The 26755-nt window shown below is 71.4% G+C and carries 23 protein-coding genes; 17 read left to right on the top strand and 6 right to left on the bottom strand.

Annotated elements, in window-relative coordinates:
* Positions 1–34: 34 nt before the first annotated feature.
* The 8 genes from asnB (at position 35) to NNW99_RS05860 (ending at position 8391) form a co-directional block, all read left to right on the top strand.
* Complete coding sequence (gene asnB / locus NNW99_RS05895) at positions 35–1891, top strand: asparagine synthase (glutamine-hydrolyzing) (RefSeq protein ID WP_215117637.1); 1857 nt, start codon at positions 35–37, stop codon at positions 1889–1891.
* A gap of 35 nt (positions 1892–1926) precedes the next feature.
* Positions 1927–2418: a PhzA/PhzB family protein gene (locus NNW99_RS05890; protein WP_215117636.1), complete on the top strand. Its 492-nt coding sequence runs from the start codon at positions 1927–1929 to the stop codon at positions 2416–2418.
* A gap of 72 nt (positions 2419–2490) precedes the next feature.
* Complete coding sequence (locus NNW99_RS05885; RefSeq protein WP_215117635.1) at positions 2491–2901, top strand: VOC family protein; 411 nt, start codon at positions 2491–2493, stop codon at positions 2899–2901.
* 22 nt (positions 2902–2923) lie between these two features.
* Entirely contained in the window at positions 2924–3934 is a 1011-nt protein-coding gene (locus NNW99_RS05880) for a methyltransferase (RefSeq protein ID WP_215117634.1), read from the top strand.
* Between the two features lie 18 nt (positions 3935–3952).
* Complete coding sequence (locus NNW99_RS05875; protein ID WP_215117633.1) at positions 3953–4438, top strand: DUF488 domain-containing protein; 486 nt, start codon at positions 3953–3955, stop codon at positions 4436–4438.
* Positions 4435–6111, top strand: a complete 1677-nt coding sequence (locus NNW99_RS05870; RefSeq protein ID WP_251057717.1) for an asparaginase domain-containing protein — start codon at positions 4435–4437, stop codon at positions 6109–6111. Before NNW99_RS05875 ends, NNW99_RS05870 begins: the two co-directional genes overlap by 4 nt.
* 26 nt (positions 6112–6137) lie before the next feature.
* A complete protein-coding gene (locus NNW99_RS05865) occupies positions 6138–6989 on the top strand; it encodes a PhzF family phenazine biosynthesis protein (protein WP_215117632.1) in 852 nt (283 codons plus the stop codon).
* 46 nt (positions 6990–7035) lie between these two features.
* A complete protein-coding gene (locus NNW99_RS05860) occupies positions 7036–8391 on the top strand; it encodes a replication-associated recombination protein A (RefSeq protein ID WP_215117631.1) in 1356 nt (451 codons plus the stop codon).
* 102 nt (positions 8392–8493) lie between these two features.
* On the opposite strand, the gene NNW99_RS05855 is transcribed toward NNW99_RS05860, so the two are convergent.
* Positions 8494–8889 (bottom strand): RidA family protein, encoded by a 396-nt coding sequence (locus tag NNW99_RS05855; RefSeq protein WP_215117630.1) that lies wholly within the window; start codon positions 8887–8889, stop codon positions 8494–8496.
* A gap of 138 nt (positions 8890–9027) precedes the next feature.
* Here NNW99_RS05855 and NNW99_RS05850 point away from each other — a divergent pair, with 138 nt between their 5' ends.
* The 4 genes from NNW99_RS05850 (at position 9028) to NNW99_RS05835 (ending at position 12906) form a co-directional block, all read left to right on the top strand.
* Entirely contained in the window at positions 9028–10014 is a 987-nt protein-coding gene (locus tag NNW99_RS05850) for a YafY family protein (RefSeq protein WP_215117629.1), read from the top strand.
* 86 nt (positions 10015–10100) lie between these two features.
* Entirely contained in the window at positions 10101–11405 is a 1305-nt protein-coding gene (pcaC, locus tag NNW99_RS05845) for a 4-carboxymuconolactone decarboxylase (protein ID WP_215117628.1), read from the top strand.
* A gap of 33 nt (positions 11406–11438) precedes the next feature.
* A complete protein-coding gene (locus tag NNW99_RS05840; RefSeq protein WP_215117627.1) occupies positions 11439–12074 on the top strand; it encodes an MBL fold metallo-hydrolase in 636 nt (211 codons plus the stop codon).
* Positions 12075–12126: 52 nt separating this feature from the next.
* Entirely contained in the window at positions 12127–12906 is a 780-nt protein-coding gene (locus NNW99_RS05835) for an exodeoxyribonuclease III (RefSeq protein WP_215117626.1), read from the top strand.
* Positions 12907–12931: 25 nt separating this feature from the next.
* Here the strand turns inward: NNW99_RS05835 and NNW99_RS05830 are convergent, their stop codons facing one another.
* Positions 12932–14728 carry an SGNH/GDSL hydrolase family protein gene (locus tag NNW99_RS05830; RefSeq protein WP_251057716.1) on the bottom strand — a complete coding sequence of 599 codons (1797 nt, stop codon included), beginning with the start codon at positions 14726–14728 and terminating at the stop codon, positions 12932–12934.
* A gap of 144 nt (positions 14729–14872) precedes the next feature.
* On the opposite strand from NNW99_RS05830, the gene NNW99_RS05825 reads away from it, so the two are divergent.
* Both NNW99_RS05825 and NNW99_RS05820 read left to right on the top strand, forming a co-directional pair.
* The gene (locus tag NNW99_RS05825; RefSeq protein ID WP_215117625.1) at positions 14873–15280 is read left to right on the top strand and encodes a DUF6278 family protein; all 408 of its coding nucleotides are present in this window, start codon (positions 14873–14875) and stop codon (positions 15278–15280) included.
* 164 nt (positions 15281–15444) lie between these two features.
* The gene (locus NNW99_RS05820) at positions 15445–16188 is read left to right on the top strand and encodes an amino acid ABC transporter ATP-binding protein (RefSeq protein WP_215117624.1); all 744 of its coding nucleotides are present in this window, start codon (positions 15445–15447) and stop codon (positions 16186–16188) included.
* A gap of 224 nt (positions 16189–16412) precedes the next feature.
* Here NNW99_RS05820 and NNW99_RS05815 read toward each other — a convergent pair whose 3' ends face one another.
* Both NNW99_RS05815 and NNW99_RS05810 read right to left on the bottom strand, forming a co-directional pair.
* A complete protein-coding gene (locus NNW99_RS05815; protein WP_215117623.1) occupies positions 16413–17981 on the bottom strand; it encodes an alpha/beta fold hydrolase in 1569 nt (522 codons plus the stop codon).
* 116 nt (positions 17982–18097) lie between these two features.
* Complete coding sequence (locus NNW99_RS05810) at positions 18098–18856, bottom strand: hypothetical protein (RefSeq protein ID WP_215117622.1); 759 nt, start codon at positions 18854–18856, stop codon at positions 18098–18100.
* Between the two features lie 105 nt (positions 18857–18961).
* Here NNW99_RS05810 and ggt point away from each other — a divergent pair, with 105 nt between their 5' ends.
* Positions 18962–20764 carry a gamma-glutamyltransferase gene (gene ggt, locus NNW99_RS05805; protein ID WP_215117621.1) on the top strand — a complete coding sequence of 601 codons (1803 nt, stop codon included), beginning with the start codon at positions 18962–18964 and terminating at the stop codon, positions 20762–20764.
* Positions 20765–20814: 50 nt separating this feature from the next.
* Here the strand turns inward: ggt and NNW99_RS05800 are convergent, their stop codons facing one another.
* Positions 20815–23349, bottom strand: coding sequence for an ATP-dependent Clp protease ATP-binding subunit (locus NNW99_RS05800; protein WP_285439939.1), 2535 nt, complete (start codon positions 23347–23349; stop codon positions 20815–20817).
* A gap of 188 nt (positions 23350–23537) precedes the next feature.
* On the bottom strand, positions 23538–24305 hold the full coding sequence (map, locus tag NNW99_RS05795) for a type I methionyl aminopeptidase (RefSeq protein ID WP_215117620.1): 768 nt from the start codon (positions 24303–24305) through the stop codon (positions 23538–23540).
* 32 nt (positions 24306–24337) lie between these two features.
* Between map and NNW99_RS05790 the strand changes: the two genes are divergently transcribed.
* Both NNW99_RS05790 and NNW99_RS05785 read left to right on the top strand, forming a co-directional pair.
* On the top strand, positions 24338–24589 hold the full coding sequence (locus NNW99_RS05790; protein ID WP_215117619.1) for a helix-turn-helix domain-containing protein: 252 nt from the start codon (positions 24338–24340) through the stop codon (positions 24587–24589).
* A 112-nt stretch (positions 24590–24701) separates the two neighbouring features.
* The gene (locus tag NNW99_RS05785) at positions 24702–26699 is read left to right on the top strand and encodes a hypothetical protein (RefSeq protein WP_215117618.1); all 1998 of its coding nucleotides are present in this window, start codon (positions 24702–24704) and stop codon (positions 26697–26699) included.
* Positions 26700–26755: the final 56 nt, after the last annotated feature.

Raw genomic sequence — 26755 nt, 5'->3', positions numbered from 1 at the left:
GACTCGAGAGCTCGAGAGGAAGAAAGGCAAGTCGATGTGTGGAATCACGGGCTGGGTCTCGTTCGACCGGGATCTGACTCAGCAGCGCACGCAGCTGGACGCGATGACCCGGACCATGGCCTGCCGGGGACCGGACGCCGGGGGCGCCTGGCTCGACCGGCACGCCGCGCTCGGCCATCGCAGGCTGGCGGTCATCGACCTCGAAGGCGGCACCCAGCCCATGGTGGTGCCCACCGACGACGGCCCCGTCGCGATCACCTACAGCGGTGAGGTCTACAACTACCTCGAACTCCGGAGCGAGTTGCTCCGCCGGGGCCACCGCTTCGAGACCCGCAGCGACACCGAGGTCGTGCTCCACGGCTACGTGGAGTGGGGCGAGGCGGTCGCCGAACGGCTCAACGGCATGTTCGCGTTCGCCGTCTGGGACTCCCGGATCGAGAAGCTCGTCATGATCCGCGACCGGATGGGCGTCAAACCGCTCTACTACGCCGGCACCGACGACGGCGTGCTGTTCGGCTCCGAGCCCAAGGCGATCCTCGCCAACGCCCTGGCGGACCGCGCGGTCGACCTCGACGGACTGCGCGAGCTGGTCAGCTTCACCCAGACACCGGGCAGCGCGGTGTGGTGCGGCATGCACGAGGTGGTCCCCGGCGGTGTGGTCACCGTCGACCGCTCCGGACTGCGCGAGCGCCGCTACTGGACGCTGCCCACCCGTCCGCACACCGACGACCTGAAGACCACCGTCGCCACCGTGCGCGAGCTGCTCGAGGACATCGTCAGCCGGCAGCTGGTCTCCGACGTCCCGCGCTGCACCCTGCTCTCCGGCGGCCTGGACTCCAGCGCGATCACCGCACTGGCCGCCGCCAAGCTCGGCCGCCCCGGGGAACACGGCGAGGCCGGCGAGAAGGTGCGCAGCTTCGCGGTGGACTTCGTCGGACGGGAGGACGACTTCGTCGCCGACGATCTGCGGGCCACGACGGACGCCCCGTACGCGCTCGAGGTGGCCGCACACGTCGGCTCGCAGCACGAGGCCATCGTGCTCGACCACGCCGCGATCGCCGACCCCGCCGTGCGCCGGGCCGTCATCACCGCCCGCGACAGCCCGCTCAGCCTCGGCGACATGGACGGCTCGCTCTACCTGCTGTTCCAGGCCATCCGGCAGCAGTCCACCGTCGCCCTGTCCGGCGAGTCCGCCGACGAGGTCTTCGGCGGGTACCGATGGTTCCACCAGCCGGAGGTCCAGGCCGCGCGGACCTTCCCCTGGATGGCCGTCTTCGTGAGCGGCGCGCGGGCCCAGGTGTCGGACCGTTTCAACCCCGCCATCACCGCCGCCCTCGACCTTCCCTCCTACATCCGCGACCGCTACTCCGACGCGGTCGCCGAGGTCGAGCGGGGCGAGGGCGAGAGCGACCACGAGATGCGGATGCGGGAGATGACGTACCTGCACCTGACGCGCTTCGTCAGGATGCTCCTGGAACGCAAGGACCGGATCAGCATGGCCGTCGGCCTCGAGGTCCGGGTCCCCTTCTGCGACCACCGCCTCGTGGAATACGTCTACAACACCCCGTGGTCGCTCAAGACCTTCGACGGCAGGGAGAAGAGCCTCCTGCGCGCCGCGACCGCCGACCTGCTGCCCCGGTCGGTGCTGGAGCGGGTGAAGGCCCCCTACCCGGCCACCCTGGACCCGCACTACACCAGTTCGCTGCTGCAGCAGTCCAAGGAACTGCTCACGACCGACGACCCGGTCTTCGACCTGGTCGACCGCAGCTGGCTGGAGGACATCACGCGGCAGGACTCGGCCACCATGCCGATCGATGTCCGCAACGGCATGGAACGCGTGCTCGACCTGAGCACCTGGCTGGACATCTACCGCCCCGAACTCCGCCTCTGAGGCCGCCCACAACATCACGGAACGAGGGATACGAGATGGGAACGGAACACGCTCCGCCCGAGGCGCCCGAAGCCGCCTCCGACCTGCGCGCCCGGCACCGCGCCGTCGTCGCGGACTACATGAGCCGCAAGGGCGAGAACCGGCTGACCCGCTACCTGCTGTTCGCCGAGGACGGCAGCGCCGGCCTGTGGACCAGCGACACCGGCGAACCGATCACCTCCCAGGGGCACCACAAACTCAAGGCGCACGGCGAATGGTCGCTGCGTATGTTCCCCGACTGGGAATGGAAGAACGTGGAGATCTTCGAGACACAGGACCCCAACAGGTTCTGGGTCGAGTGCGACGGAGAGGGCCAGATCCTCTACCCGGACTACCCGCCCGGCTACTACAGGAACCACTTCATCCACTCGTTCCTGCTCGAGGACGGCAAGATCAAGCAGAACCGCGAGTTCATGAACCCGTTCCAGCAGTTGCGCGCGCTGGGTATCGAGGTACCGAAGGTCAATCGCGGCGGGATTCCCACGTAAGGGTTTCCTTCCGCATTCAACGAATTCCGCATTCAACGAATTCCGCTTTCCATGGACCGCAAGGAGTATCAGGTGGGATCTCAGCTCAACCCGTACATCGCCTTCGACGGGGACGCGCGGCAGGCGATGGAGTTTTACCACGACGTCCTCGGCGGCAAGCTGGAGCTGGGCACGTTCGCCGACTTCGGCTCGGCGGAGTCACCCGACGCCGACAAGATCATGCACGCCACGCTCACCACCGCGGACGGCTTCACGGTCATGGCGTGGGACGTCCCGGAGCGGGTTCCCTTCAACCCGGGCACCAACGTCGCGCTCTACCTCGGCGGCGACGACGAGGGTCTGCGCGAGTACTTCGAGAAACTGTCCGCCGGCGGCACCGTCGCGATGCCCCTCAAGAAGCAGATCTGGGGCGACGAGGCCGGCACGCTCGTGGACAGGTTCGGGATCACCTGGATGGTCAACATCACCGCCAAGCAGTCCTGAAGGGTCGGGAGGTGAATTCTCGATGACAGTCGACATACAGGCCACCAGAGACGTGGTCGACATCATCACCGGCGGATGGAGGGCGCAGGCGCTCTACACCGCGGTGAAACTCGAACTCCCCGACCACATTCGGGCCGGCCGTGACACCGACGCCGAACTCGCCAAGGAGACCGGGGCGAACGAGCAGGGAATTCACCGCCTGATGCGCCTTCTGGTGGCCATGGGGATATTCGAGGGCAGCGACTCCACCGGCTACCGCGGCACCCGGGTGAGCGCGGCCCTCCTCGACGGCCCCCAGTCCCTGCGCGACATGTGCCTGCTGTACGGCGAGGAGTTCTACACCGCGTGGGGGCACGCCCACCACGCCATCAGCACACAGAGCTCGGGATTCGAGGTCGCCCACGGCCGGTCGTTCTACGAGTACCTGGGACAGGACGCGGCCACCGCCCGGCGATTCCAGCTCACCATGAACGCCGCAAGCATGTTCTTCCACCAGGTGCCCGAGATCTTCGACTTCTCCGGCAGAAGCGTCGTGGACGTGGGCGGCGGGGGCGGGCACCTGCTCGCCACGATCCTCGGCGCCGCGCCGGACGCCACGGGCACGCTCTTCGACCGCGAGCACATGATGCCCAAGGCGCGTGAGCACCTGTCCGCCACCGTCGGCCTGGACCGCGCCGAACTGGTCGGGGGCGACATGTTCCAGGGCGTCCCGGCGGGCCGGGACGTCTACATCCTCTGCCGCGTGCTGGCCGGCTGGGACGACGAGGCCGTCGTCGGCGTCCTCGAACACTGCCGCCGCGCCATGGCGGACTCCTCCTCGCGCCTGCTGATCCTGGACCGCTTCGTCGAGGACGAGAACTCCACCGTGCTGCCCGCCCTGTGGGACCTGCACCTCCTGGTGACGACCGGCGGCGAACACCGCACCGTCGAAAGGATCACGCGGCTGCTGAACCGCGCCGGCCTCGACATCGCCGGGACCGCGGAGCTGCCCATGGAGACGACCGCCCTGATCGCCGCGCCGCGCACCCCGTAGCAGAACAGGAGAACCCCGGTGCCCAAGTTGGCAACGATCGGCGTCTATGGCTTCGACGGCGATTCCTTCCTGGAACGACTGCGGCAGGCGGACGTGCGCCTGCTGCTCGACGTACGTCAGCGCCGCGGAGTCCGCGGACCGGACTACGCCTGGGCGAACTCCCTGCGGCTGCAGGCGGCCCTCGCCGCCGCCGGGATCGCCTACGAGCACCACCGTGAACTCGCCCCGACCACCGAGTTGCGTCACCTCCAGTACGCGGAGGACGACCGCCAAGGGGTCGGCAAGCGCTCCCGCCGCGAACTCGCCGCCGAGTACACCCGCCGCTACACCGCCGAGATCCTCGACCCGGCCGACCTCGAACCGATCGTGTCGGCCCTGCCGGACAGCGGCATCGCGACCCTGCTCTGCGTCGAAACCGACCCCGAGGCATGCCACCGGTCGCTGGTCGCCCGGCGCGTCGCCGAGGAGCACCACATCACCGTCGAACACCTGCGGCCGCTGTGACGGGTGACATTCCTCCGGGCGGCGCCCCGCGGCTGCGGATCGCGGTGTTCGCCGGGCCGACGGCGACGATCCTGAACACCCCGGACCTGGTCACGTCGAACAAGGCACGCGCGCGGCACGGTCTGCCGCTCCGTCCCGCCCGCTTCGATGTCCTGCGTCCCCAACGGCTCGCGGCGCCCGCGACGTTGTACGTCGAGGCGTACAGCGCGCATCCGCTCGAAGACGACGCGGCCGGCCTGTACGCCCCGCCGGACGGCTGGCTCGACAAGGACGGCGCGTTCCACGCCGAGCGGCCCCACGACGGCGCCATACCGGTCCACGTCGTCGAACTCGACCCCGCCGACGGCCTCTACCCCCTTCCCTACATGGGCAGGCAGGCGGACGGCTCCGCCTGGGAGGAGACCTCGACGGCACCCTACGCACCACCGGGAGCCGCCCGGCAGACGTTCTACCCCGACGCCCGCCGTCTCTACGAGGAGATCGAGCGGTTCGGTCTCGGCGACCTCGGCGCCCCCGTCGAGCTGGGCTCCGTCGCCGACTTCGCGTTCTTCCGCGCCGCCCCGTCGGGCGGATACACGACAGGACCCGATTCCGAGCGCCTCGGGCAGGACTTCTTCGTCTACTACCCGTACCACCTGCAGAGCGAGCCGGGCCTGGCGGACCTCGCCCGGGCGACCAACCAGGTCCAGGACGTCCTCGCCAGCGGCGAGTACGCCGGTGTCCAGTGGCTGGAGGGAAGTCCGACCGTCGACGAGACCCTGTACTGGCTCGGACTGCTGATCGACACGACAGCGCCCCTCGTCGGTCACGCCGCCCAGCGCCGCCACCAGTCCCTGAGCGCGGACGGCGACCGCAACGTGGTGGACGGCGTGAAGTTCATCGCCTCGGGCGTGGCCCTCGACGAGCGGGGCGAGGACCGCGTCGGCGCCTGTGTCATCGTCGACGAACTCGTCTACTCGGCGCGGGACGTGACCAAGGTCGACGCCCGTCCGGGCGGCTACGAGGTCACCGGCGGTCACGGGGGAGTGGTCGCCGACCTCGGCGGCTACGGCCCCCCGCAGCTCACCTACCTCCCCGCCCGCCGACACACCCACCGCTCGGAGCTGCGCCTCACCCTGCTCCCCGAACGGGTGCCCGGAGTCACCGGGAGCCTCGCCGGAGGCGTGTCCCCGGTCGACATCGCGACTAAGGACGCCGCCGGACTCGTACCGGCCGCCATGCCGCACGTCTCGATCACCAAGTACAGCCGGTACGCGGCGACGGGCACCGGCACCGACAGCCCGCCCGTCGCCGAGGAGGAGGTCGAGGTCCTCGCGCGGATCGACGCCAACCTCGCCGACGCGCCGCTGGCCGGCTTCGTGTGCGAGGGCATGTCGCCGTTCGGGATGGCCGACCCGACGAGGAACGCGGCGCTGAGCGTCGCCGTCTTCGCCGGCCTGCCGGTGGTCCGCACGGGCCGCGGCAACACCGGAGGCATGGCGTACCGCACCGACCCGGTCTTCATCTCGGGCAACAACCTCACGGCCACCAAGGCGCGTCTGCTGCTCATGGCCGCGCTGCTCAAGTTCGGTGCCCTGCCCCCGGCCGCCGACCCCTTCGCCCCGACCCTCGACGAGCGCGCGGCCACCGAGAAGGCGGTCGCCCGCTACCAGACCCTGTTCGACACCCACTGACCCGCGCGGCCGACAGAACGGAACCCATGGGTACGTACGAGTACGTGGTGGCCGACGTCTTCACCGACGTCCGACTGGAGGGAAACCCGACCGCGGTCTTCCTCGACGCGACCGGCCTCCTCCCCGAACGCATGCAGCAGATCGCGCGCGAGATGCACCTGTCGGAGACCGTCTTCGTCCTCCCCGCCGAGGACGACGGTGATGTACGGGTCCGCATCTTCACCCCGGTGAACGAGCTGCCGTTCGCCGGACATCCGACCCTGGGCACGGCCGTGGTGCTCGGCGAGTCGCACGCGGCGAAGGAGCTCCGGATGGAGACCGCCATGGGCACCGTCGCGTTCGAACTCGAACGGGACGACGACGGCCGGACCGTCGCGGCCGGCATGTGGCAGCCCCTGCCGACATGGGGGCCCTACGACCGCGCGGACGAACTGCTCGCCGGGCTCGACCTGGTGGCCACGGGCAGCACCCTGCCGGTCGAGGTCTACCGCAACGGGCCCCGGCACGTGTTCGTCGGCCTGGACGGCGTGGCCGCGCTCTCCGCCGTGGAACCGGACCAGAGGATCCTCGCGAGGCTGCCCGACATGGCCGCCAACTGCTTCGCGGGATCGGGAAGTCGGTGGCGGCTGCGCATGTTCTCACCCGCCTACGGCGTGGTGGAGGACGCGGCGACCGGCTCGGCCGCCGGTTCCCTGGCCGTACACTTGGCCCGGCACGGACTGATCCCGTTCGGGGAGTGGATCGAGATCCGGCAGGGGGTGGAGATGGGCCGTCCTTCGACGATGCGCGCCCGGGCGATGGGGACGCCGGAACGGATCGATTCGGTTCAGGTGGCGGGGTCCGCCGTTGTCGTAGCCCGGGGAACGCTGTACGCGTAGGCACCGAGAACACATGAGGGACCGACCCACAAGGACGGGTGGAGTGATGGCCGCCGACGACGACGGGCTGTTCGCGTTACCGACGCCGGACGAACCCCCGCCCCCCGAGCCCGGGCCCGAGCGGGCCGACGCCCCGCTGGCGGCGCGGATGCGGCCGCGTACCCTCGCCGAGGTCGTCGGCCAGGCGCATCTGCTGCGCCCCGGCGCGCCGTTGCGGCGGCTGGCGGAAGGCGGGGAGGCTGCCTCGGTGCTGCTCTACGGCCCGCCCGGCACCGGGAAGACCACCCTCGCGCGGCTGCTCGCCACCGTCTCCACCCGGCACTTCGTCGCGCTCTCGGCGCTCTCCAGCGGGGTCAAGGAACTGCGCGACGTGATGAACGACGCGCGCCGCCGCCGCGACCGCCAGACCGTGCTGTTCATCGACGAGGTGCACCGCTTCTCCAAGACCCAGCAGGACGCGCTGCTCGGCGCCGTGGAGGACCGGCTCGTGCTGCTCGTCGCCGCCACCACGGAGAACCCGTCGTTCTCCGTCGTCTCCCCGCTGCTCTCACGCCTGCTGGTCCTGCAACTGCGGTCACTGACCGAGGACGAGGTCCGCGAGCTGCTGCGGCGGGCCGTGAAGGACGAACGCGGCCTCGACGGCGCGGTCTCGCTGTCCCCCGACGCCGAGGACGCCCTGGTACGCCTCTCGGCCGGCGACGCCCGCAGCGCGCTGACCGCGCTGGAGGCCAGTGCCGACGGGGTGACCGACACCGGCGGCACGGAGATCGACGTGCCGGCCGTGGAGCGGGCCGTCGCCGAGACCACCGTGCGCTACGACCGGCAGGGCGATCAGCACCACGATGTCGTCAGCGCGTTCATCAAGTCGATCCGCGGCTCGGACCCCGACGCCGCGCTGCACTACCTGGCCCGCATGCTGGTCGCCGGGGAGGACCCGCGGTTCATCGCGCGACGGCTGGTCGTGCACGCCAGCGAGGACGTCGGGCTGGCCGACCCCACGGCGCTTCAGGCCGCCGTCGCAGCGGCGCAGACGGTCCAGCTCATCGGAATGCCCGAGGCCCGGCTCGCCCTGGCGCAGGCCACCGTGCATCTGGCCATGGCGCCGAAGTCCAACACGGTGATCGTCGGGATCGACGAGGCCATGTCCGACGTCCGGGCGGGCGCCGTGGGCGCGATCCCCGCCCATCTGCGGAAGGGCCGCTACGCGGGTGCCAAGGAACTGGGCAACGCGATCGGGTACCGCTACCCCCACCGCACCCCCGAAGGAGTCCTGGAACAGCAGTACCCGCCGGACGACCTCGTGGGGAAGGACTACTACCGCCCCACCCGGCACGGCGGGGAGCGCGTCCTGCACGAGCGCCTCACGAAGCTCCGTCGCGCCGTCCGGGGCGAGGACGGGTAGCGCAGGCATCACCGGACCATGAGCCTCGCCATCCACGACATGTCCTCCGCCCGCTGCCCGTGCCGTTCGACGGGCACGGGCAGCGGAGGCGACGAGGTCACCTCACGCGACGGCGGTGCCCTCGAGCTCGATCATCTGGCCGGGAATCGCCAGACGCGTCACACCGAGCATCGTGGTGGTCGGCGCGACCCCGGCGGCCCCCAGCCGGCCGGCCAGCACGCCGTAGTGCTGGAAGAGCAGGTCGACGTCGGTGGTGTAGACGTTGAGCCGGACGAGGTTGGAGAGGGTCATTCCGGCCTCGGCGAGCACGGCCTCGATGTTGTCGATGCTCAGCGCGAGCTGCGCCGCCATGTCACCGTCGTGCTCGGGCTTGCCCTCCTTGCTCATCGCGGTCTGACCCGAGATGTACAGGGTGCGCGAGTGCCCGGAGACGACCTCACCCTGGTTGAAGCCCATCTCGACCGACCACGACACCGGGTTGACCGCGTTACGTTCCATCGCCGCATCTGCTCCATTCGGTTCACTGACATGACGTACGTTCAACGACTCTGCAGCCGCCAGGCTTTGACGTCGTGTGAAGGAGCCTCCCAACAAAACATGACACCCTTGGTCAGGTATTCTCGATAAAGTTTTCACATGCGCGCCGACCGGTTGGTTTCCCTGGTGCTCCTGCTGCGGCAGCGCGGTCGGATGACCGCGGACACGCTCGCCCGCGAGCTGGAAGTGTCCACCCGCACGGTGCTGCGCGACATAGAGGCGCTGTCCGCGGCCGGCGTGCCGGTCTACGCCGAGCGCGGCCGGCACGGCGGGTTCGCGTTGCTGCCCGATTTCCAGACCGCGCTCACCGGACTGAACCAGGACGAGGCACTGGCCCTGCTGGTCGCCGGATCACGGCGCGGCGCACAGCTCTTCGGCCTCGGTTCGGCGCTCGCCTCGGCCATGCTCAAGGTGGTCGACGCGCTGCCCGAAGACCTGCGGGACACCGCGGCCGGCGCGGCGCAGCGCCTGCTCATCGACCCGGAGACCGACCTCCTCTCGCGCCGCGTGACCGACGAGGACCTCTCCGAGGGCATAGTGGCCGAGGTCCGGCGCGCCGTGTTCGCCGGACACCGGCTGCGGATCCGCTACGCGGCCGTGGACCAGCCCGCGAAGTGGCGCACGGTGGACCCGATCGGCCTGGTCACCGTGCGCGAACAGGGCTATCTGCTGGCCAAGAGAGCGGGCGAGGACCGCACCTACCGGCTGTCCCGGGTGCTGGCCGCCCAGGAACTCGACGAACCCGCCCAGCGACCGGACACGGTCGACCTGGACCGGGCCTGGCAGGAACGCAACGCGCGCTTCAGGACCGGCGGCGACAAGGTCGCCGTGCTGGTGCGGGTGGACCCCGCCCGCCGGGAGCAGCTGGTGGGCACCGCGCTGGCCGTCTGCGCCGAAGAGGCCGACGCGGACGGCTGGTTACGGCTGAACGTGATCTTCCAGGACTCGCGCCACGCCGAATGGGCACTCTGGCAGCACGCCCCGTCCGCGGAAGTCCTGGCCCCGCAGTGGCTGCGCACCTCGCTCCACGACCGGGCCACCCTGATCGCCGCGCGCTATGGAGTGTCATCCGTGAAGGCAGTGTGAAAGTTGCCCGCTGATACACGGAAGGCAGGTGTAAGTATCCGGGCACCCGGGTCGGCGAAAGGGGAACGGGCGGTTAGCGTGGAGCGGTGAGTGAGACCACGACCCCTGCCCTCCAGTACCGCTTCGACGGCCCGGAAGACGCCCCGGTCCTCATCCTCGGCCCCTCGCTCGGCACCACCTGGCACATGTGGGACCGCCAGATCCCCGAGCTGATCAAGCACTGGCGCGTCTTCCGGTTCGACCTGCCGGGACACGGCGGTGCTCCCGCGTACCCGGCGGGCTCGGTCGACGACCTCACCACACGGCTGCTGACCACCCTCGAAGGGCTCGGCGTGCAGCGCTTCGGCTACGCGGGCTGCGCGCTCGGCGGGGCGGTCGGCATCGAGCTGGCCCTGCGGCACCCCGAGCGGCTCGCCTCCCTGGCGCTGATCGCGGCCTCGCCCCGCTTCGGCACGGCCGACGAGTTCCGGCAGAGAGGCGTGATCGTCCGCACGAACGGCCTCGACCCCATCGCCCGCACCTCGCCCGAGCGCTGGTTCACCGGCGGCTTCGCCGCCGCGCAGCCCGCGATCACCGAGTGGGCCGTGCAGATGGTCCGCACCACCGACCCCGGCTGCTACATCGCCGCCTGCGAGGCGCTCGCCTCGTTCGACGTCCGGTCCGAGCTCGGCCGCGTCGGCGTGCCCACCCTGGTCCTCGTCGGCTCGGACGACCAGGTCACCGGCCCCGCCGAGGCCCGCACCCTGGTCGCCGGCATCCCGGACGCCCGCCTCGCCGTCGTCCCCGGCGCCTCCCACCTGGTGCCGGTGGAGCAGCCCGCGGCGGTCACCGACCTCCTGGTGCGGCACTTCTCCACCGCCTGGCAGCCCGCCTTCGAGACCTCCACCGGCCAGACGGCCCTGCCCGCCGCCGCCCTCAAGCCGGTCCTGTCCCCGGTCGCGCCGCAGCCCCTCCAGACCGGGCCCGTCGCCGAGATCGCCCCGGTGGCGGCGCCCCCGGCGCAGGGGCGGCCCGACCCGTACGACGCCGGGCTCAAGGTCCGCCGCGAGGTGCTGGGCGACGCGCACGTCGACCGGGCGCTGGCGCAGGCCGACGACTTCTCCGGGGACTTCCAGGAGTTCATCACCCGCTACGCCTGGGGCGAGATCTGGGACCGCCCCGGACTCGACCGGCGCACCCGCAGCTGTGTCACCCTCACCGCCCTGGTCGCCGGCGGCCACCTGGACGAGCTGGCCTTCCACACCCGGGCCGCCCTGCGCAACGGCCTCACCCCGGGCGAGATCAAGGAAGTGCTGCTCCAGGCGGCCGTCTACTGCGGCGTCCCCGCGGCGAACAGCGCGTTCAAGGTCGCCCAGCAGGTCATCCGCGAGGAGACCACGCCTCAGGAGTGAGGGCGCGCGCGACCCGGGAGGCAGGATGGAGTCATGAAGCTCACGAAGAAGTCGCACGCCTGCGTCCGCCTCGAGAAGGACGGCCGGACCCTCGTCCTCGACCCCGGCGGGTTCAGCGAGGAGGACGCCGCGCTCGGCGCGGACGCGATCCTCGTCACCCACGAGCACCCCGACCACTTCGACGAGCACCGGCTGCGCGCCGCCATGGAGAACAACCCGGCCGCCGAGATCTGGACCCTGAAGTCCGTCGCCGAGAAGATCTCCGCCGCGTTCCCCGGCCGCGTCCACACCGTCGGCCACGGCGACAGCTTCACCGCCGCCGGCTTCGACGTCCAGGTCCACGGCGAACTCCACGCGGTGATCCACCCGGACATCCCGCGCATCACCAACGTCGGCTACCTCCTCGACGGCGGCAAGGTCTTCCACCCCGGCGACGCCCTCACCGTCCCCGACCACCCCGTGGAGACGCTGATGCTCCCGGTCATGGCCCCGTGGAGCAAGATCTCCGAGGTCATCGACTACGTCCGCGAGGTGGAGCCGCAGCGCGCCTACGACATCCACGATGCCCTCCTCACCGACCTCGCCCGCCCGATCTACGACCGTCAGATCGGCACCCTGGCCGGGGCGGAACACCTGCGGCTCACCCCCGGGGCATCGGCCGACCTCTAGGGGACCGTAGGCCCGGGCGGCGTTGTCAGACCCTCCGGGTAGGTTGTGGGACATGCGCATCGCGACCTGGAACGTGAACTCGATCACCGCCCGCCTGCCGAGGCTCCTGGCCTGGCTGGAGAGCAGCGGCACGGACGTGCTGTGCCTCCAGGAGGCCAAGGTCGCCGAGGAGCAGTTCCCCGCGGAGCAGCTGCGCGAGCTGGGTTACGAGTCGGCGGTCCACGCGACCGGCCGGTGGAACGGCGTGGCGGTGCTCTCCCGCGTCGGCATCGAGGACGTCGTCAAGGGCCTGCCCGGCGACCCCGGGTTCGACGGCTCGGTGGAGCCCCGCGCCATCTCGGCGACCTGCGGCCCGCTCCGCGTCTGGTCGGTGTACGTGCCGAACGGCCGCGAGGTGGACCACCCGCACTACGCCTACAAGCTCCAGTGGTTCGAGGCACTCAAGGCCGCCGTCGCCGGTGACGCGGCCGGCAGCCGCCCCTTCGCGGTGATGGGCGACTACAACGTGGCGCCGACGGACGACGACGTCTACGACCGCGCGGCCTTCGAGGGCGCCACCCACGTCACCCCCGCCGAGCGCGCGGCCCTGGCCTCGCTGCGCGAGGCGGGCCTGTCGGACGTGGTCCCGCGGCCCCTGAAGTACGACCAGCCCTTCACGTACTGGGACTACCGCCAGCTCTGCTTCCCGAAGAACCGCGGCATGCGCATCGACCTGGTGTACGCCAACGCGCCGTTCGGCGAGGCGGTCAAGGACGCGTACGTGGACCGCGAGGAGCGCAAGGGCAAGGGCGCCTCGGACCACGCGCCGGTCGTGGTCGACCTCGACGTGTAGCCCACAGCGGCCCCGAGGCGACGGCTCACAGCAGCCGCAGGTCCACCGAGTCGGCCAGTGCCGCCAGCCCCGCGTCCCCGGGGTGCAGATGGTCGCCGCTGTCGTACGCGGGCAGGATCCGCGCCGGGTCGGCCGGGTCGCGTACGACGGAGTCGAAGTCGAGCACCCCGTCGAAGTCACCGGCCGCGCGGATCCACTCGTTCACCGCGACCCGCTCGGCGTCGACGGCCGCCGTGCACCGCGTCTCGCCCGCGCACGGCAGGATCGTCGCCGCGAGCATCCTGAGCCCCCGGGCCTGCCCGCGCGCCGCCAGCTCCCGCAGGCCCGCGATCACCTGTTCCGCCGAGGTGCCCCAGCGCAGGTCGTTGACGCCCTCGAAGACGATCGCCGTACGGGCCGACGGCTGGGCGAGGACGTCCCGGTCGAACCGGTGCAGGGCACTCACCCCTGCCGTGTCCGTGGACACCCCGTCGCCGGGATACCGGTCGGTGACCACACGGTTGCCCGAGACGCCCTGGTTCAGCACCCCGTAGCGAGGCACGTCGCTCTGCCGCAGGAGCCGGCCGGCCAGCACGTTCGGCCACCGCCGGTTCGCGTCCACCGTGGACTTGTCGCCGTCGGTGATCGAGTCCCCGAGCAGCACCACGGACCCGGGCCCGCCGCTCACATCGACCCCGGCGAGCAGCGGCCAGCTGGTGATCACCGAGGTGTACGCCCCGGCGGTGCCGTCCGCCGTGTGGTCGCCGGGCTCGCTGACGTACGACCGCTGCTGCGCGAGCCGGTGCAGGGGCGCCGCCGGCACCGGGCCGGGCAGATGGAAGCTGACCAGCAGATCGGCGTCCGCCGGCACCGCGAAGCCCAGCGGATCGCTGTACGCCTGGGCCCCGGCCGGGATCTCCACGCTTTCCTCACCGCCGAAGGACAGCGGCACCGGCGTCCCGCGCGCCGCCGCGCCCGAGGACCGCACGGCGACCGTCGCGCCGCCGATCCGTACCGGGGCCGCCGCGAAGGTGTTGTCGAACCGCATCCGCACCCGGGGCCCACCCGCCGAGGTGCGCACCACCAGTCGCAGCGTCCGGTCCGTCCAGGGCCCCACGGCCGCGTAGCCGCCCGTCGACGTCGTCCAGCTCCCCGTCCAGCCCCGCGTGGCGGTCCGTACCGACACCGCGAAGACATGCAGCCCGGCGGCGCGCGGCAGCCGGACCGAGGCGAGCTCGCGCCCCGGCGTCAACGGCACCGTCACGACGTACAGACGGGCCTGCTCGGCGAGTTGCCCGCCGGGCGTGTTGATGTGCGGCAGGGCCACCGCCTTCGTCGCGAGCGGCCCGGTGCGCCAATCGGGCGCGGTGAGCCGGTAGCCGGAGCGGGTGCCGTTCGCGTACACGACCGTGCCCGGGCCGCCCGTCTCCGTGCCGGCCGTGCCCGCCACCAGGAAGGCGAGGGCGTCGCCGCGCCCCGTGACACGGACGTCCTGTCCGGCGGCGCGGACGTTGTCGGGCTCGCCGGGCTGTCGCCGCGGCCAGGTCAGCCGGGCCCCCTGGACGGTCAGGGTGCGCCCGGGCGCCCAGCCCGCGGCCGTGAGATCCCGCGCGGACAGGGAGGCACCGGAGCCGTCGAAGTCGGCCGCAGCGGGCCGGCCGTCGTCGCTGACGGCGATGTTGTCGAACAGCCGCTCAAGCGGCACCGGCGCGGTCCGTCTCTCCTCGGCGGCACCGACGGACGGCGCCGACACCGTCGACACCAGAGACCCGCACAGGGCCAGGACGACCAGGATCCCCCGAACAGATCGGCGCACGGCCGACTCCTCCCGCTCATCGATCACACGGTGAAGCTAGAGAGACAACGAAGCTAGGGAGACTAGGGGGACTCGTCAACGCGCCATGCGCGAACTCGGCGTGAACTCGACCGCCGGCGAAGGCCCGCGCGCCTGTGGTGCGCACGGCGGTACGAATGACACGCTGGACGTATGAACATCCCTTTCCTGGGCAACCGGCGCCAGAAGGTCGGGTTCCCCGACCCCGCGGGCATCGCGGATCTGCTCGCCGAGTGCGAACTGCTCCGCTCCCAGGCGTACCGGGCGGGGGTCCGGCTGGACGACTCGGCGGCCTCGCTGGAGGCGCTGGACCAGCTGCTGCCGCGCTGGCGGGACGACGAGGAGACCCTGGCCTGGCTCGGCAACGACGCAGGGCTCTACCTGGGCACCGTCATCGTGCGCACCGTGCCGGGAGCCGCCTGGGAGATCCGGTCCGACGGGCAGCCCGTCGTGCGGCTGACCTCCGGCAGGGAGTTCGACGTCGTGGACTCCGGGCACGAGTGGGCCGCGTACGGCGTGCCCGAGCTGTCCCAGCTCTACGCGGAAGTCGCGGAGGCGTGAGGCCCGCGGCCGTACCCATGACCCCATCCCTGGCCGTACGCTTTGAGCCAAAGTGCGATGTAAATACGGCTAATGATCGAAAAGTGCGTGTCGCCCGACAAGTCCGATCTTGCCTGGATACGTTGCGGCAACCACCACACAGCTGAGAGTGAGTAGGGCTGAGTATGGCCGCAGATCCGCTGATCGAGCTGCGTGACGTCAACAAGCACTTCGGGGAGCTGCATGTCCTGCGGGACATCAACCTCACCGTCGGCAAGGGGGAGGTGGTCGTGGTCATCGGCCCCTCGGGGTCGGGCAAGTCGACTCTGTGCCGGGCGATCAACCGGCTGGAGACCATCGAGTCGGGGTCGATCGTCCTCGACGGACAGCCGCTGCCCGAGGAGGGCAAGCCCCTGGCCCGGCTGCGCGCCGACGTCGGCATGGTCTTCCAGTCGTTCAACCTCTTCGCCCACAAGACCGTCCTGCAGAACGTCTCCCTGGGCCAGATCAAGGTCCGCGGGCGCCGGAAGGAGGACGCCGACAAGCGCTCCCATGAACTCCTCGACCGGGTCGGCGTCGCCAACCAGGCGGACAAGTACCCGGCGCAGCTCTCCGGCGGTCAGCAGCAGCGCGTGGCCATCGCCCGTGCCCTGGCCATGGAGCCCAAGGCGATGCTCTTCGACGAGCCGACCTCGGCCCTCGACCCGGAGATGATCAACGAGGTGCTGGAGGTCATGAAGCAACTGGCCCGCGACGGCATGACCATGATCGTCGTCACGCACGAGATGGGCTTCGCCCGCTCGGCCGCCAACCGTGTCGTCTTCATGTCCGACGGCGGGATCGTCGAGGACCGCACCCCCGACGAGTTCTTCACCAACCCCACCAGCGACCGCGCCAAGGACTTCCTCTCCAAGATCCTCAAGCACTGAACGGGCAGCCACCGGACGGCTCATCGGATCGGACCTCGACTACGATGTGCCCTTCATCCCTGTCGGAGAGGGGGACTTCGCCGAAATCCGCCGATCCCGTCAGGGGTGAGCAGACCGCCCGCCCGGGTCCGCGGGGTGTTCCCGCCGGGCGTGGCCCCCACGGCCCTTGTGGCCACGGGGGCGGCGGTTCACATCGGCCAGGCCCGTCCGGCGGCAGCCGGAGATCACTGCTCGCGCAGCGGGACCGACACGTACGACGGGTCGTTCGCAGGCGAGGAGAAGGTCAGCTGCGCGCCGGACGGGTTGTGCTCGATGTAGAGCGGGTCGACCGTGTCGACGACCAGGGCGAGGCGATGCCCGGCCGGGACGTCGTAGGCCGTGGAGTACAGCTCCAGGTCGACGCCGAACGGCTTTCCGGGGGTACGCCCGTGGAAGGTGTACGGCGCGTTGGAGACCAGCTTGCCGAGGCCGAGCGGCCCCACGTCGTACAGGTAGGCGACGAGGGTGCCGCTCTCCTTGGTCGGGGTGAGGGTCGTGTGCAACTTCGCGGTGCCGCGCACCTGTTGGGCCTGTCCGTACTTCTCCGACTGCCATACGGCGGCCCAGCGGCGGGGGAGCAGCGGGATCGAGGCCATCGGGGGCAGCTGGGCCACCTGGTCGAGGATGCTGGACAGGAAGACGACTCCGCCGTCCGCCCCCGAGTTCACGTTCGTACGAATCGTGGTCGTGCCCCCGAGGGCGATCTTCCGGTCGGTCGCGGCGACCGACTTCCAGTCGGGGTAGCCCTCGTAGCCGCCCGAGGAACGGGACTTGAGCTGGACGGGCTGCTCACGGTCGATGCCGTTGTCCTCGCCCCTGAGGTAGTGGTCGAACCAGCGCGTGGTGTCCTTCCAGACGTCGTTGGGCAGCCCGAACAGGCCGGTCAGCTCCGCCGTCGCGTGGTCTCCGGGCCGCATCTCCAGCCGCTTCGGGCCGGTCAGCTTCTCGTAGAAGTCGGCGTACTGGTTGGGCGGGAAGATGGTGTCGCCCCAGGCGTTGGCGAGCATGATCGCCGCGCCGTTCTTGTTGATCTGGTCGACGTAGGTAGCGGCGGAACGTTTCTTTCCCCAGGCGATGAGCTCCGGCTCCTTCGCCAGGTTGGAGCGGTAGAAGTCGTCGAAGGTCTGCCGGAGTTCGGCGCTCTGCCGGCCCGTCACGATGCTCGCGCCGTCCAGCAGGGCGGACGCCTGGACGTGCTGGGTGCGTCCGGCGTAGATGGAGTCGATCAGGTCCGCCCAGCCGCTCAGTGACGCGACGGCCTTGACCCGCTTGTCCTGCGCGGCGGTGAGCAGGCTGATGCCGGCGCCGTAGGAGACGCCCGCCATGCCGATGCGCCCGGCGTCCGAGGGGGTGTTGGCGATCGCCCAGTCGATGACCTTCGACGCGTCGGCGATGTCGGGTGGGCCCGCTACTTCTATCTCGCCGCCCGACTGCCAGAAGCCGCGCACGTTGTACGTCACCACGACGTACCCGGAGTCGGCGAGTTTCTGAGCCTGGGCCAGATACTCGACCTGGGGCAGACCCCAGCTCGTGGGCATGACGAGCAGCGGGTAGCGGCGCGTGCCGTCGGCCCCGGCCGGGGTGACGACGTTGGCCTTGAGGACGGTGCCGCCGTCGCCGGCGATGTCGACGAAGCGGACGGGGTTCGGCGCCGCCTGCGCTGTGGGGGCGAGTCCGAGGGCTGTGCCGGCGACCAGGGTGGCCGAGACGGCGCCTACGGCGGTGGTGCGCAGGGCCTTGCGGTGACGTCCCACGGGTCACTCCTCACTCGTGTAAGTGCAAAGTGACCAGACGGTAACCTCGGCCTCTTACCAGTGGTAACCCGTCGGTAAGTTACGTGCCAGTAACGATTGTTGAGAAGTGGAGGACTTCAGGAGGAGCGGTGGCTGTTGCGTGGAGTGGCGGGCGCGGGCAGGGGGGTCTGTGCCGCGCGCGTCACGTCCTCCACCAGTTCGACGACGTCCGGGCCGTAGGCCTGGGAGTTGATCACCTTCAGCAGCAGCGCGAAGGAGCTGTTGCCGTACTTGCGGGCCAGCTTCTCGTGGTTGCGGGCGAGATAGCGGGTGGTGGCCTGGTTGGTGATCGAGGTCTGGCCGCAGAAGAGGTAGACCGGCCGGGTGTTCTGGCTGCGCTCGGCGGTCAGCCGGGCGAGCAGCGCGTACTCCTCCTTGCCGTTGTCCACCCGGTAGCGCTCGGAGCCGATCTGGAACGATCCCCGGTCCGGCCCCGGTTCGGAGTCCATGTTCACCCGCACCCCGGGCAGCAGGGAGGACAGATGGGCCGCCATCCGGCGGTTGGAGGCGGGGCCGCCGACACAGAACTCCGTCCGCTCGCCGAAACCCTGGCGTGCCGTGTCGTGCGGCAGTATCTGGGCGTGGGCGTTGCAGTCCTTGATCAGCGCGGCGAGTTCGAGGAGCGCGAACACGTCGTAACGCATCACCGCGAACTCGGGTCCCCCGGCGCCCCGGTTCACCACCAGCAGCGACTCGGAGTTGTCGGGCAGCCCGAAGAAGGCCTGCTTCCGGCGGAGCCTGCGCTTCCACAGGTAGGTGCGGGCCACCCAGCCCAGCCCGGCACTGATCCCCGCCGCGACCACGCCCAGGACTATGTTGCGCACGTCGTCATTCATGGGCGCGCATGCTAGCGGGCGTCGACGCACCGGTGTTCGACGCGTGCCTGACGCGACCATGGCCATGAATTAAGCTGCGCGGACGGCCTTTGACTGGAGGTGCGGATGCGTCGCCCTGTCGCGCGGAATCTGACGGTCCTGGCGGTTTCGGCCGCCGTGGTGGTCTCGGTGGGGGCGGCAGCGCCACCCGCCGCACAGACCGACGGGGGTGAGAAAACCCCACAGGCCGTCGGATACGGCGGCGCCGTATCCAGCGTCGACCCCGACGCCTCGGCCGCCGGAATCGAGGTCCTGCGCAAGGGCGGCAACGCCGTCGACGCGGCCGTCGCCACAGCCGCCGCGCTCGGCGTCACCGAGCCCTACTCCGCCGGCATCGGCGGGGGCGGCTACTTCGTCCACTACGACGCCAAGTCCCGTACGGTGCGCACCATCGACGGACGCGAGACCGCTCCGCTGTCCGCCGACAAGAACCTGTTCACCGAGAACGGCAAGCCCATCCCGTTCGCCGAAGCCGTCAGCAGCGGCCTGAGCGTCGGCACACCCGGCACGCCCGCCACCTGGCAGACAGCGCTGGACCAGTGGGGCAGCAAGCGGCTCGCGAACGTCCTGAAGCCGGCCGAGCGGCTGGCGCGCGACGGGTTCAGGGTCGACGAGACCTTCCGCTCGCAGACGGCGTCCAACGAGACCCGCTTCCGCTACTTCCCGGACACCGCCGAACTGTTCCTGCCCGGCGGGCAGCTCCCGGTCGTCGGCTCCACCTTCAAGAACCCCGACCTCGCCCGCACCTACGCGGAGCTGGGGAACAAGGGCGTCGGCGCGCTCTACCGCGGAGGCCTCGGCCGGGAGATCGTCGACACGGTGAACAAGCCGCCCGTCGACCCGGCCTCCGGCTGGAACGCCCGCCCCGGCGACCTGTCCGCCAAGGACCTGGCCGCCTACCGCACCAAGCTCCAGGCACCCACCAGGACCTCCTACCGCGGCCTCGGCGTCTACTCCATGGCGCCGTCGTCCTCCGGCGGTACGACGGTCGGTGAGGCGCTCAACATCCTGGAGCGGACCGACCTGTCGAAGGCGAGCAAGGCGAAGTACCTGCACCGCTTCATCGAGGCCAGCCGGATCGCGTTCGCCGACCGGGGCCGGTGGGTGGGCGACCCCGCGTTCGAGGACGTACCGACGAAGGAGCTGCTGTCGCAGCGGTTCGCCGACTCACGCGAGTGCCTGATCAAGGACGACGCCGTGCTGTCCAGCCCGGTGCCGCCGGGCGATCCGCGTCATCCCGAGCGGTGCGGCTCCGGCGGCAAGGCCGCTCCGACGACGTACGAGGGTGACAGCACCACGCATCTGACGGTCGCCGACAAGTGGGGGAACGTCGTCGCCTACACCCTCACCATCGAGCAGACCGGCGGCAGCGGGATCACCGTGCCGGGGCGGGGGTTCATCCTCAACAACGAGCTGACGGACTTCTCCTTCACACCGGCGAACCCGGCCGTGCACGACCCGAATCTTCCCGGGCCCGGGAAGCGGCCCCGGTCCTCCATCTCGCCGACGATCGTGCTCGACCGGCACGACAAGCCCGTGGTGGCGCTGGGGTCGCCGGGCGGGGCGACGATCATCACGACCGTCCTGCAGACGCTGACCGGGTTTGTCGACCGGGGGTTGCCGTTGGTCGATGCGATTGCCGCGCCTCGGGCGAGTCAGCGGAATGCTGCGCAGACCGAGCTGGAGCCGGGGTTGTACGACAGTGATGTAAGGAAGCAGCTCGAAGCGATCGGGCATTCGTTCAAGGTGAATCCGGAGATCGGGGCCGCTACGGCGGTTCAGCGGCTGCCCGGTGGGAAGTGGCTGGCAGCCGCTGAGAAGGTACGGCGGGGTGGGGGATCGGCGATGGTGGTGCGGCCGGTTCGCTGAAGAGTTCGTCCGCGGGTGCGTGGGGGCTGGTCGCGCAGTTCCCCGCGCCCCTAAGAGGGGGCTGCTGAACTCTGCGTTTGGAACGTCAAGTGGCCGTCCTCGGTGTCCACCGTGACCTGGCCGCCTTCCTCCACCCTGCCGTCCAGCAGCAGTCGGGACAGTTCGTTGTCCACCTCGCGTTGGATCGTGCGGCGCAGCGGGCGGGCGCCGTACTCGGGCTGATAGCCGTGGTCGGCCAGCCATTCCACCGCTCGGTCGGTGAAGGTCACCGTGATGCCCTTCTCCTGGACGAGGGAACGGGTGCGGTCCAGCAGGAGGTTGGTGATCCGGCGCAGCTGGTCGGTGGTGAGCTGGCGGAAGACGACGATCTCGTCGATGCGGTTGAGGAACTCGGGGCGGAAGTGCTCGCGCAGCGGGCGCAGGATCTGCTCGCGCCGGGCCTCCTCGTCCGCGTCGGCGTCGCCCGAGGCGAAGCCCATCGTGGCGCCGCGGCGGGTGATCGCCTCGGAGCCGAGGTTGCTGGTCATCACGATGACGGTGTTGGTGAAGTCCACCGTGCGGCCCTGGGAGTCGGTCAGCCGCCCGTCGTCGAGGACCTGCAGCAGGATGTTGAAGACGTCCGGGTGCGCCTTCTCCACCTCGTCGAGGAGGAGCAGCGAGTACGGGTGGCGGCGGACGACCTCGGTGAGCTGCCCGGCCTCCTCGTGGCCGACGTAGCCGGGCGGGGCGCCGATCAGGCGGCTGACGGTGTGCCGCTCCTGGTACTCGCTCATGTCGAGGCGGACCATGCGGTCCTCGCTGCCGAACAGGGCCTCGGCGAGCGCCCGGGCCAGTTCGGTCTTGCCGACCCCGGTCGGGCCGAGGAAGAGGAAGCTGCCGATCGGCCGGTCGGGGCTGGCCAGACCGGCCCGGGAGCGCACCACCGCGTCGGAGACGACCCGCACGGCCTCGTCCTGGCCGACCACCCGCTGATGCAGATGCTCCTCCAGGCCCAGCAGCCGGTCCTTCTCCTCCTGGGTGAGGCTGCTGACCGGGATGCCGGTCTGGCGGGACACCACCTCGGCGATCGACTCGGCCTCGACGACGAGGTCCTGGCCCTCGTCGATCTCGCTCTCGCCACCGGCCTGGGCGATCCGCTGCTTGACGTCCAGGATCCGGTCGCGCAACTGGGTGGCCTGCTCGTAGCTCTCGTCCGCGACCGCCTGGTCCTTGTCCAGGGTCAGTTGCTCCAGCTCCCGCTCCAGGGCCCGTACGTCCGTGCCCTTGGTCCGCGCCCGCAGCCGCACCCGGGCACCGGCCTGGTCGATCAGGTCGATGGCCTTGTCCGGCAGGCGGCGGTCGGTGAGATAGCGGTCGGACAGCTCCACGGCCGCCACCAGCGCGCCGTCGGTGTAGCGGACCTGGTGGTGGGCCTCGTAGCGGTCCCGCAGGCCGCGCAGGATCTCGATCGTGTCCGCGGGAGTGGGCTCCGGGACCATGATCGGCTGGAAGCGGCGGGCCAGCGCGGCGTCCTTCTCGATCCGGCGGTACTCCTCCAGGGTGGTGGCGCCCACGATGTGCAGCTCCCCGCGGGCGAGGGCCGGCTTGAGGATGTTGCCGGCGTCCAGCGAACTGCCGTCGCCGCCACCGGAACCGGCGCCCACGACCGTGTGCAGCTCGTCGATGAAGATGATCAACTGCTCGGAGTGGGCGCGGATCTCACTGACGATGTTGTTCATCCGCTCCTCGAAGTCACCCCGGTAGCGGGTGCCCGCGACGACGCCCGTCAGGTCCAGGGCGACCACGCGGCGGCCGATCAGTATGTCGGGCACGTCCCCCTCGGAGACGCGCTGCGCCAGCCCCTCGACGACGGCGGTCTTGCCGACGCCCGCGTCACCGATCAGCACCGGGTTGTTCTTGCCGCGGCGGGAGAGGACCTCGACGGTCTGCTCGATCTCCTCGTCGCGGCCGATCACCGGGTCGATCCGCCCCTGCCGGGCCAGTTCGGTGAGGTCGCGGCCGTACTTGTCCAGGGTCGGCGTGTTCGTCGGGCGCGGCCGCTCGGCCTGCGGGACCTCCGGCGCCTCGGGCGGGGCCGAGGGCGCGAAGCGGGCCGCGTTCAGGATGTGCCCGGCGGCCGAATCGGGGTTCGAGGCCAGGGCGCTGAGCACATGCTCCGGGCCGATGTAGCCGTAGCCGCGGGCCCGGGCCATGTCGTGCGCGTCCAGCAGCGCCCGTTTGGCGGCCGGGGTGAGGGACAGCGTGGTCGGCGGCGGCGTGTCCTCGGGGCCGTGCTGGGCCGGGCCCGACCGGTCGTCGATCTGCGACGCCAGCGAGTCGGGGTTGGCCCCGGCCTTGCTGAGCAGGGTCCGGGTGGGCTCGGTGCCGAGCGCCGCCCGCAGCAGATGCTCCGTGTCGAGGTCCCGGCTGCCGTGCTCGGCGGCGTACTGGGCGGCGCCCCGGACGAGCTCACGGGCCGGCTGGCTGAGCAGCCGCCCGAGGTCGATCTGCCGGGGCCCCGGTCGCGGTCCGCCGAAGAAGCGTGCGAGGAATTCTCCGAAGGGGTCCGAGCCGTAGCCCTCCGGGCTGGTGAAGCCGCTGCTCATGGGCCTTCCGTTCCCGGCGTCCCCGGCGCCCGGGCGGGGGACACCCTCGCTGGTCGACGTGCCGGGGCCGGGTAACCCGGGTGGCAGCCGGTTACACCTGGGGCGCGCTCGTAGAACACCTTCGCACGATCGTCGGCGGCGGGCACCTTCGGGACATTTCCGTAGGATCCGGACCTCCGGGGCGTGGTTCAGCGCGCGGTCAGGATCCTCGGTCCGGCATCCGTGATCGCCACCGTGTGCTCCGCGTGGGCCGCGCGGGAGCCGTCGTTCGTCTTCAGCGTCCAGCCGTCGGGAGCCGCGTGATAGTCGTCCGTGCCGCCCCCGATGACCATGGGCTCGATCGCCAGCACCATCCCGTGCCGCAGGCGCATGCCCCGTCCCGGCCGGCCCTCGTTCGGCACCCCCGGGTCCTCGTGCATGCGGCGGCCGATGCCGTGGCCGCCGAAGCCGTCCGGGATGCCGTAGCCGGCGCCGCGGCACACCGTGCCGATCGCGTGCGCGATGTCGCCGATGCGGTTGCCCACGACGGCGGCCTCGATGCCCGCCGCGAGGGCCCGCTCCACGGTCTCGACCAGACGCGGATCGCCCTTGCGCGGGGTGCCGACGACGAAGCTGAGCGCCGAGTCGCCGACCCAGCCGCCCAGTTCGGCGCCGAAGTCGAGGGAGACGAGGTCGCCGTCGCGCAGGCGGTAGCGGTCCGGGACGCCGTGCACGATCGCGTCGTTGACCGAGGTGCACAGGACGGCGGGGAAGGGGGTCGGGGCGAAGGAGGGGCGGTACCCGAGGAACGGTGAGGTGGCGCCCGCCTCGCGCAGCACGTCGTGCGCCACCTCGTCCAGTTCCAGCAGGGAGACGCCCACGTCGGCGGCTCTTCGGGCGGCGGTCAGGGCGCGGGCGACGACCTGGCCCGCTTCGTACATGGCATCGATCGATGTGTCGGTCTTGAGTTCCACCATGCCAATTACTATACCGGTATTAGAATGGGGGCATGGTGCGCACCCCTCTCACCCCTGAAGAGCGCGAACGCGGCGAGCGGCTGGGTCGGCTGCTGCGTGAGGCGCGTGGCGACCGGAGCATGACGGAGATCGCCGCGGACGCGGGCATCTCCGCCGAGACCCTCCGCAAGATCGAGACCGGGCGGGCCCCGACCCCGGCCTTCTTCACGGTCGCCGCGCTGGCCGGCGTGCTCGGGCTGTCCATGGACGAAGTGGCGCAGCGGTGCGCGCCTGCACCGGTCTGACGTCCTGGCGCTGAGGCTCCCGCGTCGCGCGCGAAAACTCCCCGTAGCACTCCCGTAACACGACTGGTGTTGCCTACTGGGCGGAGCGCTCCGGTCTGGCGGGAGTTGAGCGATGGCAGCGGATCAACTCCCGGGCAGGGTCCGGGAGTTCGCGAACTACCTGGATGGTCTGCTGGCACGCCTCGATGCGTCCGGCGGCTGGTGCGCGGTCTTCTGGCAGCGCGACCCGGAGGGCATGCGGGCCTGCCTCGACGGGCAGGAGGTGCCGCCCTGGGACGTGGTGGAGGCGCTGCTGCAGGACCTCGCCGGGCAGTACGGCCCCGGGGGCGCGGGCCCGGAGACGGAACACGCCCGGAGCCTGCACGCCGCCGCGCTCGCCGCGTACGATGCCCGGCCGGGCGGCCGTGACGCCCTCGGGGACCGGCTGGACGTCATGCTCCGGGAGCAGAGATACGCCGCCGAACGCCAGGCCGACCTGACCCGCCTCCTCGCCTCGGCCCCCACCCGCGAACAGGCCGACACCCTCCGCCTCGACCTCGCCTGGGCTCACGACGACCACGAACGCGCGACGGCCCGCTGCGCGGAGCTGCGCGACCGGATGACCCGCCTGGACGCCCACGACCGCGGCGCAGCCGCCTTCTTCGAGGGGCGGGGTGCGGTGGCCGGGCCGGGGGGTGTCCCGGGTGCGGGGGCCTTCGGCGGTGGGGGAGGAGCCGGGGCCGCGGGCGGCGGGGCTGCTTCGGGGCGACCCGGGGGTGCGCGTGGCGGGGAGGCTTCAGGGCATGCCGCGGGTGTGCGTGGTGGGGAGATGCCGGGGGCTGCCGCGGGTGTGAGTGGTGGGCAGACGCCAGGGGCTCCCGGGGCGGTGTCCGGCGGCGGGGCGCCGACGGATGCTCCACGCGGCGGCTCGGGCCCGAGCGGGCCGGGCGATGTGTTCGGCGGCGCGAGACCGGCGGCGGGCGCACCGGGGTTCGGGGCTGGTGCGGTCGGGGACGGATCCCGCGCGTCCAGTGGCGGCGTCCGTGCGTTCGGCGACGGCCCGAGCCGTCCGGCCGATGTGTTCGGCGGCGCGAGACCGGCGGCAGGCGCATCCGCGTTCGGGGCCGGTGCGGCCGAGGGTGTTGGTGACACGGCCGACGGAGCGTCTCCCCGGGAGCAGCGTGCCCCGGGCGGTCCGTACGACCCCGCCACGCCATGGCACCCTGCCCACCAGCAGACGGCGTCCGGCACCGCCGGTCGGCACGACACCCGGCATGCGGACGCCGGCCCGGACCCGGAGAGAGAGCGGGACGCCCAGGAGCATCCGGCGGGACGGGCCGTTCCCGCCCCGGTTGCAGCCCCCGAGCCTCAGGCCACCCCACAGCCCACCCCCAAGCAGCGCAAACGCCGGCGCGGCAGTGCCCGGTTCGCCGGGATGGACGAGGAGGAGGCCATGCCCGTCGTCGTGCCGCCCGCTGCCGTGCCGACGCTGCCCGAGTCCGTTCCCGTCACCGGCCGCACCCGGCGGGGTGCCCGGTTCGCCGGGGTCGCCGAGGAAGCCACGGTCCAGGACGTAGGGCCGCGGGGCGAGGCCGGCGGCGCGGCGGACCGGGCGGAGGTCACGCGGACCGTCGGGGCACTGGCGCGGCTGCGTGCCGAGGGGCGCAGCGGGGAGGCGCACGTGCTGCTGGTCGAGCTCACGTCCTCGCCGCCCGCCCGGTTCCCGCTGCTCGCGGGCGAGCTGGAGCGGGCCGGGCTGGGCGCGGACTGGCAGACCCTGCTGTGGGAGGCCGCCTCGCTGCCCGCGGGGGCCCTGGTCGCCGCGGCGGACGCACTGGGCGCTGCCGGGCGGGTGGCGGACGGGCAGCAGATCCTGCGGCAGGGAGTCGCCCGGCCCCCGGCCGAGGTCGGCGCGGCCGTCCTCGGGCTCGCCGCAGAGGGCCGTCACCGCGAGGTGCGCGCGCTGCTCGACGCGTATGTGAGAGCCCGCACGCCCGAGGAGGCGGCCCGCAGTGCCGAGCCGGATCCGCGGCGCCTGGTACCGCTCCTGCTGGCGGCCGCCCAGGGCGTGTCGGACGAGCGCCGCTGGGATCTCGTGCACGCGCTCCGGGTCGCCGGATTCCCCGCCTGAGCCCCGCCGCCGTGCCCCGGGCGACTCACCCACAGGAGTGCGAATCGCGCTCCGCC

This window comes from Streptomyces sp. CRCS-T-1 (genome assembly GCF_024442335.1).
Classification (GTDB): Bacteria; Actinomycetota; Actinomycetes; order Streptomycetales; family Streptomycetaceae; genus Streptomyces; species Streptomyces koelreuteriae.
This window is presented reverse-complemented; position numbering and strand designations above follow the sequence as displayed.

Excerpts from the sequence above, each read along its gene's own strand:
- asnB (WP_215117637.1), top strand. The coding sequence starts at position 35 with ATGTGTGGAATCACGGGCTGGGTCTCGTTCGACCGGGATCTGACTCAG.
- NNW99_RS05890 (WP_215117636.1), top strand. The coding sequence starts at position 1,927 with ATGGGAACGGAACACGCTCCGCCCGAGGCGCCCGAAGCCGCCTCCGAC.
- NNW99_RS05880 (WP_215117634.1), top strand. The coding sequence starts at position 2,924 with ATGACAGTCGACATACAGGCCACCAGAGACGTGGTCGACATCATCACC.
- NNW99_RS05865 (WP_215117632.1), top strand. The coding sequence starts at position 6,138 with ATGGGTACGTACGAGTACGTGGTGGCCGACGTCTTCACCGACGTCCGA.
- NNW99_RS05860 (WP_215117631.1), top strand. The coding sequence starts at position 7,036 with ATGGCCGCCGACGACGACGGGCTGTTCGCGTTACCGACGCCGGACGAA.
- NNW99_RS05855 (WP_215117630.1), bottom strand. The coding sequence starts at position 8,889 with ATGGAACGTAACGCGGTCAACCCGGTGTCGTGGTCGGTCGAGATGGGC.
- NNW99_RS05850 (WP_215117629.1), top strand. The coding sequence starts at position 9,028 with ATGCGCGCCGACCGGTTGGTTTCCCTGGTGCTCCTGCTGCGGCAGCGC.
- NNW99_RS05840 (WP_215117627.1), top strand. The coding sequence starts at position 11,439 with ATGAAGCTCACGAAGAAGTCGCACGCCTGCGTCCGCCTCGAGAAGGAC.
- NNW99_RS05835 (WP_215117626.1), top strand. The coding sequence starts at position 12,127 with ATGCGCATCGCGACCTGGAACGTGAACTCGATCACCGCCCGCCTGCCG.
- NNW99_RS05825 (WP_215117625.1), top strand. The coding sequence starts at position 14,873 with ATGAACATCCCTTTCCTGGGCAACCGGCGCCAGAAGGTCGGGTTCCCC.
- NNW99_RS05820 (WP_215117624.1), top strand. The coding sequence starts at position 15,445 with ATGGCCGCAGATCCGCTGATCGAGCTGCGTGACGTCAACAAGCACTTC.
- NNW99_RS05810 (WP_215117622.1), bottom strand. The coding sequence starts at position 18,856 with ATGAATGACGACGTGCGCAACATAGTCCTGGGCGTGGTCGCGGCGGGG.
- ggt (WP_215117621.1), top strand. The coding sequence starts at position 18,962 with ATGCGTCGCCCTGTCGCGCGGAATCTGACGGTCCTGGCGGTTTCGGCC.
- NNW99_RS05800 (WP_285439939.1), bottom strand. The coding sequence starts at position 23,349 with ATGAGCAGCGGCTTCACCAGCCCGGAGGGCTACGGCTCGGACCCCTTC.
- map (WP_215117620.1), bottom strand. The coding sequence starts at position 24,305 with ATGGTGGAACTCAAGACCGACACATCGATCGATGCCATGTACGAAGCG.
- NNW99_RS05790 (WP_215117619.1), top strand. The coding sequence starts at position 24,338 with ATGGTGCGCACCCCTCTCACCCCTGAAGAGCGCGAACGCGGCGAGCGG.
- NNW99_RS05785 (WP_215117618.1), top strand. The coding sequence starts at position 24,702 with ATGGCAGCGGATCAACTCCCGGGCAGGGTCCGGGAGTTCGCGAACTAC.